Origin of the sequence: Komagataeibacter oboediens (genome assembly GCF_003207815.1) — a bacterium.
GTDB lineage: Bacteria > Pseudomonadota > Alphaproteobacteria > Acetobacterales > Acetobacteraceae > Komagataeibacter > Komagataeibacter oboediens.
Map to the genome: position 1 here is coordinate 1 of NZ_NKTX01000063.1, position 12,526 is coordinate 12,526.

The 12,526-nt window shown below is 53.6% G+C and carries 11 protein-coding genes and 1 pseudogene; 3 read left to right on the forward strand and 9 right to left on the reverse strand.

Features of this window, described 5'->3' with window-relative positions:
• Nucleotides 1-69 precede the first annotated feature (69 nt).
• From CFR80_RS14665 to CFR80_RS14690, 6 genes are all read right to left on the reverse strand, one after another.
• On the reverse strand, nucleotides 70-282 hold the full coding sequence (locus tag CFR80_RS14665; protein ID WP_258367834.1) for a hypothetical protein: 213 nt from the start codon (nucleotides 280-282) through the stop codon (nucleotides 70-72).
• A gap of 54 nt (nucleotides 283-336) precedes the next feature.
• Entirely contained in the window at nucleotides 337-1,074 is a 738-nt protein-coding gene (locus CFR80_RS14670) for a hypothetical protein (protein ID WP_110507590.1), read from the reverse strand.
• Nucleotides 1,075-1,348: 274 nt separating this feature from the next.
• Complete coding sequence (locus tag CFR80_RS14675) at nucleotides 1,349-1,825, reverse strand: hypothetical protein (RefSeq protein WP_019086991.1); 477 nt, start codon at nucleotides 1,823-1,825, stop codon at nucleotides 1,349-1,351.
• The gene (locus CFR80_RS14680) at nucleotides 1,822-2,628 is read right to left on the reverse strand and encodes a hypothetical protein (protein ID WP_019086992.1); all 807 of its coding nucleotides are present in this window, start codon (nucleotides 2,626-2,628) and stop codon (nucleotides 1,822-1,824) included. Before CFR80_RS14680 ends, CFR80_RS14675 begins: the two co-directional genes overlap by 4 nt.
• The gene (locus CFR80_RS14685; protein WP_110507591.1) at nucleotides 2,628-5,174 is read right to left on the reverse strand and encodes a VirB4 family type IV secretion system protein; all 2,547 of its coding nucleotides are present in this window, start codon (nucleotides 5,172-5,174) and stop codon (nucleotides 2,628-2,630) included. The genes CFR80_RS14680 and CFR80_RS14685 overlap by 1 nt, the downstream gene beginning before the upstream one ends.
• Nucleotides 5,175-5,184: 10 nt before the next feature.
• On the reverse strand, nucleotides 5,185-5,547 hold the full coding sequence (locus tag CFR80_RS14690; RefSeq protein WP_146221662.1) for a hypothetical protein: 363 nt from the start codon (nucleotides 5,545-5,547) through the stop codon (nucleotides 5,185-5,187).
• 418 nt (nucleotides 5,548-5,965) lie between these two features.
• Here CFR80_RS14690 and CFR80_RS14700 point away from each other — a divergent pair, with 418 nt between their 5' ends.
• Nucleotides 5,966-6,337 carry a hypothetical protein gene (locus CFR80_RS14700; RefSeq protein ID WP_146221663.1) on the forward strand — a complete coding sequence of 124 codons (372 nt, stop codon included), beginning with the start codon at nucleotides 5,966-5,968 and terminating at the stop codon, nucleotides 6,335-6,337.
• 136 nt (nucleotides 6,338-6,473) lie between these two features.
• Here CFR80_RS14700 and CFR80_RS14705 read toward each other — a convergent pair whose 3' ends face one another.
• The 3 genes from CFR80_RS14705 to CFR80_RS14715 all read right to left on the reverse strand — a co-directional run bounded on the left by CFR80_RS14705 (nucleotide 6,474) and on the right by CFR80_RS14715 (nucleotide 8,880).
• Nucleotides 6,474-6,923: a hypothetical protein gene (locus CFR80_RS14705; RefSeq protein WP_019086601.1), complete on the reverse strand. Its 450-nt coding sequence runs from the start codon at nucleotides 6,921-6,923 to the stop codon at nucleotides 6,474-6,476.
• Nucleotides 6,924-7,031: 108 nt separating this feature from the next.
• Complete coding sequence (locus CFR80_RS14710) at nucleotides 7,032-8,102, reverse strand: ATPase, T2SS/T4P/T4SS family (RefSeq protein ID WP_110507593.1); 1,071 nt, start codon at nucleotides 8,100-8,102, stop codon at nucleotides 7,032-7,034.
• Entirely contained in the window at nucleotides 8,095-8,880 is a 786-nt protein-coding gene (locus CFR80_RS14715) for a hypothetical protein (protein ID WP_258367836.1), read from the reverse strand. Before CFR80_RS14715 ends, CFR80_RS14710 begins: the two co-directional genes overlap by 8 nt.
• A 3,154-nt stretch (nucleotides 8,881-12,034) precedes the next feature.
• Here CFR80_RS14715 and CFR80_RS14720 point away from each other — a divergent pair.
• A complete protein-coding gene (locus tag CFR80_RS14720; RefSeq protein ID WP_258367835.1) occupies nucleotides 12,035-12,316 on the forward strand; it encodes a hypothetical protein in 282 nt (93 codons plus the stop codon).
• A gap of 50 nt (nucleotides 12,317-12,366) precedes the next feature.
• A pseudogene (locus CFR80_RS14725) lies at nucleotides 12,367-12,526 on the forward strand (IS5/IS1182 family transposase); the annotation flags it as partial.

Here is a 12,526-nt window from a genome sequence, read left to right on the forward strand (position 1 = left end):
TGCGTCCTCAACCGCATGGACATTGATCGCCTCGATCCGCATGCTCACACGACGGACAGCAAGGCATTGTCAAGCTTGAAAAACTTTCGGATCGGGCTCTAAGCCGGAAATAATCAGCGCACCGATCAGACCGAAGGTTGAAAGCCGCCAGAAATTGAGTTCGGCCTTAGCCGTGGCCAATTCCCGCTGGCTGCGCTTGCCTCGCAATATCTGGATCTGTTCGTGCGTTTCCGTGTCGATTACGCCGCCATCAGGCGGCATTTCGACGGGTTTCGCGGTCATTCTTGCCCGCGTCACTGATCTGATAACTGATTGAAACATGGTGAGCCTCATGTGTTACAGGGCGATGGCACTCATAATTGCCGCACCCGCTGCCTTGCCGCCTTTGGCAACCATTTGCGAAGCGTCGATGTTCTGTGAACCAGTCAACATCGAGGTGAGGACGCCCGCAAAAAACAGTAGAGCCAAAGAACAAAGGGCCATAGCAGACAGAATAAGAAAGCTAAGGGTATCGTTGGAGTCCAACGTAACCAGACCTTTTCCAAGACCACCAAAATCTGCCTGATAGTCAAATACTGCCGCGAATAACAGGCAGATAATAACGATACATACCCTCGAAACGAACGCAAATAGCGACGCCCAAAAGAGCATTTTAAGCCATCCGTTGAATACAAAACTGACTGACTCATGAAAAACAAATACAAAAGCCAATGGACCGACGATAACGGCAACCGCCGCAACCAGTGCAGGCCAGATACAGCAGAACAAAGCCGCAGCAAATAGAATGATCTCAAACAACATGAACATGCAGTTACAAGCAAAGGCGGCCAATCCCATGCTAAACAAGTTCCCATCCACAAACTGAAACTTCGCCCATACTGCAAGAATATATTGGGCAGGCTGCATGATGCCACTGTCGCCCATAGCTTGTTTCTGCACTAGCAGTCCTAGATATTGGCCGCCATTAACGATACCATATGTCCACCCTCCATAAGTGGAGTAAAGTGCCGTCACAATAATTCCGGTAATCAGAACATTAACGATGCCAACATATGGATCGTTGAATACTGCCATTCTCCCGGTAGTTTCTACCAGCTTGCAGACCCACGCGCCTAATAGTATTGCCCTACACCATGATGTATAAGTACTTGAACTTGATATATCGTAACTTGATCCCAGCGTTTCCGTAACTCGCGTCTGAATGTTGAGTAGGGCTGCCTGGATATGCGAGGTCATAAAGCCCGGCGTACTCAAATCAGTCTGGGTAATTGCAGCGTGTGCCTGCCCTGCATAGCAAATGCCGACCCCGATTAGAGCCGATAGGATTACAAGATTCCGGCGCATCGAACTACTGCCCTCCCTTGCTAAGATCCAGCAAGGGCGGCAGGCCACCTTTTGCATTGATAAGCTGTCGAATGAAATTAACGTCCAACTGGACCATTTCATACGTGATTTCGCCCGTTTCGGCAGGGTATGAGCCTACCATGCGCACCCGCCCATACAGGCCATTCAGGCGCTTGATCTGTGCGTTCAAGTCACTGACTGACATGCTGCCATAGTGCTTCTGCACGTAGGCCATTGTGCCCGGCATGTTGCCGCCATTCCGATATTCCGCGAACACTTCCTTTCGGCAGTTCATTTCACGAATAATCGTCAGGTGATGTTCACGGCATCGGCTCCTTTGCTCTGCCTTCATCTCCGTTTCCGTGGCTTTCCACGCCGGGTCGATATACGGCACGCCTTGAGCATGGGCACTCCGGCCCGCGCCCCCGATGGCAACGGCTCCCAGCACAACAAGAGAAACGGCTTTCAGGGTATTTTTCATTGGCTGCTCTCCGTGAAAGCCTGCACCCGTTGCAGGGATTGCAGATTTTTTTCGGCTATGGTGTTTTCGATTTCGAGCCGTTCAATCTTCGTTTGCAGTTCATTGTCTGCCGTGACCTGTTGCAGCCGTAAGGCCATATCGTTCTGGTGCATCTGCGTGCTGCTCTGCACCACAAGCTGCTGGGTGGCCGCCCCAAGATCATTGTCTGTCAGGTCATTGGCCCGCTCGTCCTGATCCTGCATCAACGCAGCGGTGTCCTGGCGCTCCCGATCTACAGCCGTGAGGGCATTGGAATACTGCATGACCTGGTTGGTATCCCGGTTCATGCGATCATACCCGCCGTCAGACGGCGAAGCGGAAGACATGCCAAAGATGCTGCCAATCTGGTATTGGGCACTGTTGCCAGTGCCAGGCAGATAGTAGCTGTCCGATAGGAGGCTGCGGGCACGCGAAACAAAGTTTTCAAACGGATCTATGGAATAGAGCGGGTTTAATTCCATGACGCCGTTATTGAATGACTGGTAATTATCGAGATTAAACCCCGAAAGCCCCAGCATATTTTCAAGACCCTGCGCGTTCTGCAATTCTTGTGCGAATTGCTCGCCCTGCATGTAATACTGCTCGCCCTGCTGATAATACTGCTCACCTTGCATAAGGTACTGCTTGGCCGCTTCAAGGTAGCTAAGGTCCGTATTAAGCTGGGTCTTTATGTCGGACGTAAGCACCTGGGCATGGGCGTTGCCGGAAACAGCCATGATACTCATGGCCGCACCGGCCATAAGCACCGTGCGAACGTGCTTCATCACACTTCCTCCTTCTCTTTTGCCCTTATCCGTGCCAGGTGCAGCGCGGTCGCACGGCGTAGCCCTTCCTCTGGCCCGTATTCCTTCATCAGCGCGTCACGCTCGGCGGCTTCGCGCGGGTGGGACGTATTGATGATGTATTGCTCTGGTTCAGTAATCAGCCGCACCACTTTTGCTACATCAAGATCCGGCTGGACGATCACGGCTTCTTTCCGTGCTTGCAGATGCCGGATCATATTCACGACGCCCGGCGAAATCTTGAACGTGTCCATGTATAGGTCTTCGTCCATCTTGGGATCGGCCAGAAATACGAATTGCGTGGCAGCGCCGCGCAGCACGTCCCAATCTGGAATACTCTTGTAGTCCTGCGCCCCTTGGGTCCACATGGTTATACCGGACAGATGTTTACGCCATGTGCGGGCCTTGCTGATAAGCCTCTCGCTAAAGCCCGGTACCGAGAGAGGAAGATGGCTTTCATCCACGTCTAGTTGCTTTGGAACATGCCGCAGGGCCGGATCTTCAAAAAGGGTTGTGACACGGTAGAACAGATCCATCAGGACTGGCTTGATAACCCGCTGTGTCTCTTTGAATTTATGCAGGTTGATAATGCCAATGCGCTTGCGTGAATCTCCCAATCCGTCATGCTTGGCATTGAAAATGCCATCATAGACACCACCGCCCATCCACCGCTGAAACTTCTCTTTCAGATCATTTGGTAGGTGAGCCAGCATATAGCGGAATGATCGAAGCGAAGGGTTCCCGATTTCGAGCGTTGCCATGATTGCATCGTCAAGATCCCGCTGCTCCCGTGAAGTCATGACCCTATTTTCGGGGGTATCGTTCGCTTCCAGCAAAAGGCGGCACAGGTCAATGATATGGCTGGTAAACGCGGTGTCGTGTGGCCCGGTATAAGAGACAAATGGATCAATCCCCCGGATCTCGCCATGATCCGAAGTGCCAAGGCGAATAATGCCCCCATCGTCCCCGAACACATGGGCTATCGGTTCCGATCCTGCATCAATATCCAATGACCGGACATAACCGCCGTATTTCAGGAAGTGGCTCGTAAGAGTATTCTTGAAAAAGGTCTTTCCTGATCCTGTAGGCCCAACTCCGAATGTAAAAGCCTTCCCGCCCGAAAAAGAACTGTAATAAAACGGGTTGCCGTCCCTCGTTTCAAAAACATACTGCGCTTCTTCGTTGCCAAGATCCTCTACTACAGGCATCCCGATAGCTGGGGCTGCGTACAGGGACATGGCCCCAAATCGGCTTTCCGTTCCGATGGATGTACGGTCAGAACTATTATATCCCCCGACCTGTAGGGTTTTCAGGGCATTAGGTAAGCCGATGCTTTCCCATACCATCCGCCCTTGCGTTCCTTCTATGGCCGTGGTCATGACCTCGGCATCCTTGATAACCTGCTCCGGGTCTTCACCAAAAATCACGACCTGGCCGCTAAGGCGGCCATAGCGGTCCTCATACGTGGCAGCTTTTTCAAGTTCCTTCTGCTTCATCTTGATTTCGTACGATTCATTGGCCTTGGCCTCTGTTTCGGACGTAGGCGCACCTTTCAAGATGGCCCGTATGTCGATCTTCTGACGATCAAGGCTATTTCGGGCGTTCTGAAATATTAGCTGTCTGCTCAACTCACTCAACGGGGAGAAATTCACGTTGATAATGTAATTCCCGCGTTGTGTTGCTGGCGCGTGCTTTCTGCCCTTGCTCCACATACCAATAGGATTGGTGGGTGTTTTAACCAGCCCCATAGAAATGAAGTAATGCGGGATCAGGCCATCTAGTTTGAGCATATCCACGCCATGATAGGAGACTGTAGATATGTCTCCATCAGCCACGACAGCATCCATATCGTCGTTTGGCGCTTCCAGATAATTCCCGAACCGCAGGTATCGGGTATTCATCGTTCCAAGGAATTTGGCGAATGTCCAAAACTGGTCAATCGGCATAATGTATGCCGACCCCATAGCCATTTCCCATTTTGCCCGCACGTCTTCCAGGGCACGGCTCAATTCCCGCAGCCGGGCACTGATTTCACGTTCACGAATTACCAGTGACCTAGCATCCGAGAATTTGGAAAACAGATCCTCGCGTGCCTCTTTATCGACCAGCGCCATCGGACCAAGGCGCAAAAGCGATGCAATAAGTCCGCCCTTACCCTTTTGAGGGTCTTCGTAAACCAACACATGCACAAGCCGGGTCTGTGCCAACTTGCGTGAGTTAAGGCTTTCCTGTCGGGCGGCTGAAAGCCGGTTGTTTACGGGACTGTTGGGGCGCTCCCGAAGAAGCACCCCACAGTTTTCCGCATGAACCAGGTATTGTTGAACCGCAATGCAATTCGGCACAGTCGCGTAGATGCTGGCCGAAATAGCTGCGAGCCTCTTTTGGTCTTCCGGCATCAGGGCGTCGGGATCAATACCCGGCAATTCCACCGCTGCGATCAGACTTCCCGAAGCATCAAGGATTGCATTATTTCCGACCGGGCAAATAAGTGGGCTTAGATTTCCCGTTGGGACTGTACCGATTGCCATGAGCGACCTATCAATATGTGAAGTAAGCGATAACAGCCGTAATGTTGAAGATGATGATTGCTGCAATGGCTGCGCGAACCGCGTAGCCAACTGCGCCAGACTTGGGGGCGAACGCCCACAAAAGCGCGGCCACAACAAAACCACCCACAACAGCCAGTTCGCCCATCGTGGTTGACATGAAGTTACCAATGTCCTGCATCGTGCTGGCGATGTTGGACAGGATGCCGGACCCCTGTGTCTGGACGCTGTAGCCCGGCGAGGCGAACGCCTGGGAAGCCGGGGCCAAGGCCACGGCTGCACCTGCCACAGCAGGACTCTTTTTTGCCATCATCATGACACGACGATCCGGCCCATTTGCGTTGTCAGATTTCATTACTACCTCGTGGTAAATTTGATTTTTCGGCGTGGTTTTTTCCCGCTCGCGCCGCGCCTGAACTGCATCGAAATTCGCCGGATAATCACGAACATAGCGTTCGGATCACCCTTGTACATTTCGTAAAAAACAAAGATCAAAACGGCCCCAACGACCAATCCGATCCATATTTTCACCACACTTGCGAGGGCTAATCCCAATGCAGAGCAGAAGACGAAAACGGTCATGGGTATGCCAATGACCCTCTTGGAAGTGTGTAGCGTTGCTACGTCTTTGACCCGTTCTTCAAAGCTGATTTCCACTGCTACCCCCCTTCCGCATATTTTTTAGCAAAAAAATATGACGATAAAAACATAAATGTGCAGCGATTTTGTGCTTAAAATGCACCTATGCGGTTTTAGAGGAAAATAGCATCAAAATGACACCTTTTATTTCTTCCAAGAAAACCCCTGATGACGTAGCTTTGTTGCCCGTTAAGGCGTTAAGAAAGCGTCAAACACGGCGAGCAAGTGCGTCAGGCGCAAAACGGAGAGCCATGAGTAAACGAATTACGTTTCAGGTATCGGGGAACCTTCAAGCAGACCTCGACCTGACGTTAAAACTCATCAAGGAAGTGTACGGCGTCACCATGACGCAGGCGGATCTGCTACGGATCTCGGTATCGCAGGTTATCAGAATCCTGCTGCCGATCCTGCACGCTCCACCTGAAAAGCGGGTGTACACGCAGGCTGACGTAGAAGAACTGCTACGGGACGCAATGAAGATCGAAAACGCCGCCGAGGATGCTTAAAAGGAAAGGGGAGAAAACATAATGTTTTCTCCCCTTGAGGTATTGGTGTCATGCGTAGCATGACTAGATTGCGGCCACCGAGACAGAATTACCCAACGGGCACCCTGAATAGGTTGAAGGCTCACACTCTCCAATTTCAGACGTGTTGCAAAGACTGCAAACGTCTCGCAAGCCAGGAATGGACGATTTTGCAGATGGCAAGATCCATTCCCAAAGCCAGTGTATGGAAAGCACCGGCTTTTTTGAGTTCGGACCAGGTAGAAATAAGCTGCGTAAGATTGCGGTCAAACGCATCGAGCAGTTTTGCGTATTTCTGTGCATCATGCAGCATCGCTGCTACATTCTGCCGCTCGGTAGCAAGGTTCACATAAGCGTACCGATCCGAAGGGGTAGAAACCTTCTTCATCCTGGCAAGATCATGCTGCAAACCATGTATCAAAGCGCGAACACGCTCTTTCTCGACCAGTAGGCCCCAGTCTGCGTAGCCCTCTCCAAAAGGAGATAGAAACTCCTCCCACCTTGTAATGTCGATGTCTGCCCAGCAGCGGGTTCCGTCAACATAATCGTCGTATTCTCTGACTTCCATCGAAACGATCCTTTCCGTTCTAAACAGACGCGGCGTATCGTTCCGAGTGGAACGACAGATGCCGTTCCACGATTAGGAGAGTACCAGAAAGAGAATCAGGGATGCAAGCTAATGTCTGGTATCAAGAGCGTTATAAAAAGCGTCTATGAAAGACGTATCAAAATCATACCCTTTTTTTATCTTATGCGTGACTAGAACACGCTCCGTTCCGTCTGTGTCTATCCACACAATTTCTTTCACACGGCGAACAACCCGCGTTGTGCCGTCGCGGTCTCGTTCTACGTCGCGGGATAGATGAATAACAAATTCTAGGTTGTGACGGACCAGTTCGCTGATTGCCTCACGCGGGACATTCATGGCCTGGCGGGCATAAAGTGTTTCCATCCTCGCAATGGCATCCCGTGCGGACGTGGCGTGTACCGTTCCGAAGCAGCCGCCGTGCCCCGTGTTCATCGCATCCATAAAGGCGGCACATGCGCCAGGTGTCCGAAACTCCCCGACCCCCAGCCGGTCAGGACGTTTCCGCAGGGCCTCGACGATCAGGGAAGGAAGATCAATAACCTGATCGTCGGCTTTAAGCCTTGCCCGCCTGGGGGCTTCCAGTTCAAATTTTCTCCTATGCCGGGGAGCAATGTTTTCGGTGGTATCTTCCACCAGCCCTAGCCGCTCCTGTGGGTCCAGTTCAAATGTCATGGCCCGCAGGAAGCTGGTTTTTCCAGTTCCAGTCCCGCCGGTCACGATAAAATTAAGCCGGTTATTCAAGGCCGCCCGGACCATCTTCGAGATTTCCGAAGTGATTGATCCACCAGCCAGCAGATCGTCTAGGGAACGGTGTGTTGTAGGGAAAGGTCGGATAGACATGATCGCGCCATTGACCGCCACAGGCGGCAACGTGGCGCTAATCCGTGTCTTGTTCTTCAATCGCGCGTCTAACAGCGGATTATTTTTGTCCACCTTCTGATCTACAGAATTGGCAATCTGCTTGATATACTGCACCAAAGAATTTTCGTTCGGCCATTTTACTTCTGGCGCATCAATCAATATCCCATTACGCTCAAAATAAACGTAATCATAATGATCCACACATATCTCTGTAATTGAGGGATCAGAAAGCAATTCTTTGATCGGGTCGCCATAGTGACCGATCAGTTCATGCACTTCACTGTCAGTTCTAAGCATCGACCTCTCCCCACTCACTTTCTGCCTCAATATACGGCGCTTGTGCCTTGGTAGCCGTCTGAAACTTCATTTCGTCGGTAAAAGGGGGCAACCCTTCCAGCAAACGATTGACGATGATTTCTGCTTGGACCCCTGGCGCTCCGCCAAAACGGACATAAGGGGGCATACGTTTCGGCAGATAGGGACATTCACGGGCACGTTTGGCCCTGATCCACTCACCAACAGTAAATCGTCTCAACCCTGCAATCTGCTCTCGGACCCCGCGAAACCCCGGCAAGCGATAGTACCGCATTATCACCCTCTGCACGGCCCGCTCGTCCTTTCTATGACGGACGGCAAGCCGGATCTCGTCGTGCCAGGCTTCGACCTTCTGCGGCTGAAGGCGCCAAGTCCACCGGGGCGCTGATCCTTCATGGGGAGTCTGAACCAACTCAAACTCGCTCGCATACAGAAGCCGGTTCTTAGGGTCCGTTACTCTCGCCAATCCCTGCTCGCACTCTCGGGCTGGGTGAACCCCCTCGGTCAGCAGCAGCCACCAGAACAGATGCGGGGATCTGTGGGCCGGGTGAGCAAAAAACCTTGCCCCGGCAATCCCGACCTTTTTGCGCTCGTAGCGAAGGGCTGGGGAGATTTCCGTGCTGTAGAGATTGGCAAACTTAGCTTCCAGATTCAGGAAGCGATCAGCCCTCACCACCCCGCTTATATGCCAGACATATCCACGCGACACAGCCGTACTCAAGGACTGCATCGTTGTCGTTTTGTGAGGATAGATCAGCATATCATCCAAGAAAAAAAGTATCAAAAACGACCATAAAAAACAGCCCCGGATCAAGGGAGCCGTCTTTCAACCTGAAACATACCCGAAAAAACACGGAAAAGCACCAGAAAGTTACCTGAAACATACCCGAAAGAGATCGGATTTTCGTTTCACGCTTAAATATACGCGAACAAATGAAAACCCACCACCCTAAAGGGCGGTGGGTTTAAGTTTTTTTTGATTTCATAAGTTATAGCGAAAAAATCCGGCAAGCCGGATTTTTGATTTCATATAATGAAGTTCCTATGCGCGTGCGTGACAACCGAAGCGCATTATGCGAAAAAAGGCGTGCAGACCTCCATCTGCACGCTGATGGATCGACAATGAGGCGTAGGGAGCCGCAAGGCCGCTACACCCTCTCCCGATAGGGGCGACCATCCTGCGTGATGGGGAGCCAGCGCAGCCCGGCTATCAGCCGGTGGGCGCGGCGACCGTGCGAAAGGGCAAAGAGCCATAGGCTCGGTGCCCGCCAGCACCAGCCGCAAACACCAGACGCCGGGCGAAAGAGAGAAAGGGGGCCATGCCAAGGGCCACCATCCTACGGGTGGTGCCTGCCAAGCACCCCCCCGCCTCTCGTCCGCGTGGTGTTGGGATTGACCCCGGCCCGCCATCCGTCACCGCATAGCGGCTGACGCTGGCATCAGCCGGTCAGTCAGTCCCAGCCGGGTAGGAACCCGGTCCATTGTCCACCGGGCATTTGGCCCCGACTGTTTCAGTCGGTCCAAGTGCCCGCCAAGCACTGGACCACCGACCTGAAAGCCACAGGAGCATGAAAGTGAATCTGACCCGTCTCGCCATCCCTCTGCGGCTGGCGATGTGCGCCAGTCGGAATCTCATTTTCTGCCGGGGTAGGAACCCGGACCATGTGCCCATAGGGCCACCAGTAAGATCGCCTCGCGGTCGGATCTGGTGGCCGCCAAGCACCTGATCCGACCATTCCCCCCAATCCAACGGACGCCGCGCCAACGGCTTATCCATCACCAGGACCGCCCCCATGAAAGGAGAGGATCGCGGTACCCCAAAGTTCACCTTGTCTCACTTGCCATTAGTCGATGCCCCGAAAGGGGCACGCATGACGCCTTACCAGCGTCATGCAGGACCATTGCCTAACCAGCATGGTCCGACCTGTTGCTGTAGCCGGATGCCTTTAATCGGGCTCGTCCGGCTGCAACGGGCGCTCGGGGGTGTAACTCCCCCGTTCGACCCAATCACCGCGTACCGACTGCCTAGCTGTCCGGTCTTTGACAATCGAATACGGAACATACCGACAAGAGAAGTTGGGCGACGTGGACACGGCGCACGCCCCGCCCCCGGTGGCAACCGGGGGACAGGGGCGTGCTGCCTGCCAGATGGGAAAGACGGTATCCAGTCCGTTCCACGGGCGGCCAGGGATGGTCGAACGTGTGCCGCACAGGTGGGCGACACGCACGATGGGAAACTGTCGTGAGTCCTAGAGGGGAAACCTGGATAGGACGGTACTAGGGGGCGCAAGCCGCCTAGATCGTCGGATAGCTCAAGCCTGTAACGGCGTTCAGTAGGACGCTGTGCGGAGAGAAAGTGCAAGTGCCGGGGCCTGTAGTGTCCCGGTGGATAAAGTTGGAAGCGATGCGGTGAGTAAGGGAGCGGCTTTGGAACTTCGCGCCCCCCAAATTGGCCCGTCCTTTGGGACTGGTCGAAAGGCTCTAAGAGCCTAGCCTGCATAGTGAGACGCTTGCGTACTGCTCGTTAAGATCCGTCTGGATAACACGGGAAGGGCTAAGGGTCGGCAGGGTGGTTCCTGTCAATGACCTATGCCTGGGAGCGGTTTGAGTAGAGTGAAAATCCCTTTCGCGGTTTATCCGAAGCGATTGGGAGAGGCGGCATACAGTGGGGGTGGTTCCTCACGTCGCTAAAGTCTCGAAAGAACTAGGCAACAGGGTAATTCGACACTGGCGCTTGGCAGCGCCGTGGCAAGTGTTTCCAGGTGTGCATCGGGTGGCACCGATGCAGACCTGGCGAGGGGAAAGGTGGCTCTTTTCCTCCTTATTACCGGCAGTCATTCCGACTGACCGGCGTTCAACAGCAATGGAGAATCTGCGATGATGCTTGCAGCATCAGACGACGCCGCGCGTCGTGTAGTGCCAGCAATGGGGCATCCCCCTATGGCTGGCCGATCAGGCGCAGGGCACATGCCCTGCCGACTTGTGCGCCTACCCGCCATCTGGCGGCCAAGGCGCTCGGCGGCAGGGAGAAGCCTCTACAGGCTTCATGCTGCGTCGAAACCCACAACCTACAGCCTGTGCCGTGTGGCATCAGGGAAAGGATATGAAATGGCAAGACTGACACCCGGCATGGATCGGGTGCGGTTGCACCCTTCATGCCCTCGATCTGACAAACATGGACCGGGATGCAGGCCCCGGCTGAAAGGACAAGTGCCTGTCTCAAGACGGGCACGATGCCCGGATGTTGGGGAACCCCCAACGCATAAAACCGGTCTTTTGCGACCACTGATAGGAAACAGGCCCGTCCCTGACGTGGCGTGTCGCCAGTCAGCAGGACAAGAAACCGGCCAATGTGAAACGGGAGTAATTGTGATGTTTCTCACGCTGCTTTTTGTGCTGGTTGCGTCGATGCTGTCTGCATCGCGCAACCTGGCCCGACTGGCGGTGACAGGTATGGAAGACGGTGATTGCACATATGGGATATTCCCTATGTCTGTTACCGCCCTACAGCCCTCACCTGACCAGGCCGGAACAGGATGCACCACCCGGATGCGGGATAGAGTGCCCATCGTCAGATGGGGACGAAAACCTGACTTCGGGAAAGTCCTCGCCATGCGAGGACGTAGGAGCCGATTGATCGGCGGAAACCCCAATGTGCATTGGGTGATCCGACCGCCAATCGGATCGAAGCCCGCTAGTAAGCGAAGGTCGCACCATTACGGTGTCAGTAGAGCCGGGCTAGAGAGAAGGAGAAACCACGCTCCTTTCCCTTGATGCCAACTGCTGGCAGACCTTTCAGGCACCCTCTTGGGGCTGTCTGACTGGCTGGTGACTACCGGGGATGAACTTAATTGTTCATCCCCGGCCCTTTTTCATCCCCCGCTCCAACCGAGGCTCACCGGAAAGGATGTGTGATGCTGTCGAACCACACGCAGGCTGTGTTTGCGTTTCAGAACTGCATGGACCCCTATCTATTTTGGGGCATGTGTCTGTCTTTGATGTTCCTGGGCATGGTGGGGCTGACCCCCTTACACCCGCACAAGGATCTCACCTCACACGGCATGATTATGCTTGTTTTTCGGCGTATCGCGCTGGCCTCGATGGCTGCGGAAGTCACGCTATTCATTGGTTTTGCAATCACCTTGCAGGGAACGCTGGGGGAAGAAAACCTAAGAGCCCGATCCGAAAGTTTTTGAACAATACCAGTCTGTTGTGATTCATCCGTCTTTACGAAGAGATGGAGTGAATGATGACATGGACTGGTATTGCCCGACGTGAACATAGCCGGGAAGGACTGCGATATCCATCGGATATGATGGACGGGGAATGGGCTTTGATCGTGCCATTTGTGCCCCCTGCGAAACGGGGCGGTCGCCCTCGCACGACGGATATGCGCGAGGTGGTCA

Excerpts from the sequence above, each read along its gene's own strand:
- CFR80_RS14665 (WP_258367834.1), bottom strand. The coding sequence starts at position 282 with ATGACCGCGAAACCCGTCGAAATGCCGCCTGATGGCGGCGTAATCGAC.
- CFR80_RS14670 (WP_110507590.1), bottom strand. The coding sequence starts at position 1,074 with ATGGCAGTATTCAACGATCCATATGTTGGCATCGTTAATGTTCTGATT.
- CFR80_RS14675 (WP_019086991.1), bottom strand. The coding sequence starts at position 1,825 with ATGAAAAATACCCTGAAAGCCGTTTCTCTTGTTGTGCTGGGAGCCGTT.
- CFR80_RS14680 (WP_019086992.1), bottom strand. The coding sequence starts at position 2,628 with ATGAAGCACGTTCGCACGGTGCTTATGGCCGGTGCGGCCATGAGTATC.
- CFR80_RS14685 (WP_110507591.1), bottom strand. The coding sequence starts at position 5,174 with ATGGCAATCGGTACAGTCCCAACGGGAAATCTAAGCCCACTTATTTGC.
- CFR80_RS14690 (WP_146221662.1), bottom strand. The coding sequence starts at position 5,547 with ATGAAATCTGACAACGCAAATGGGCCGGATCGTCGTGTCATGATGATG.
- CFR80_RS14700 (WP_146221663.1), top strand. The coding sequence starts at position 5,966 with ATGACACCTTTTATTTCTTCCAAGAAAACCCCTGATGACGTAGCTTTG.
- CFR80_RS14705 (WP_019086601.1), bottom strand. The coding sequence starts at position 6,923 with ATGGAAGTCAGAGAATACGACGATTATGTTGACGGAACCCGCTGCTGG.
- CFR80_RS14710 (WP_110507593.1), bottom strand. The coding sequence starts at position 8,102 with ATGCTTAGAACTGACAGTGAAGTGCATGAACTGATCGGTCACTATGGC.
- CFR80_RS14715 (WP_258367836.1), bottom strand. The coding sequence starts at position 8,880 with ATGCTGATCTATCCTCACAAAACGACAACGATGCAGTCCTTGAGTACG.
- CFR80_RS14720 (WP_258367835.1), top strand. The coding sequence starts at position 12,035 with ATGCTGTCGAACCACACGCAGGCTGTGTTTGCGTTTCAGAACTGCATG.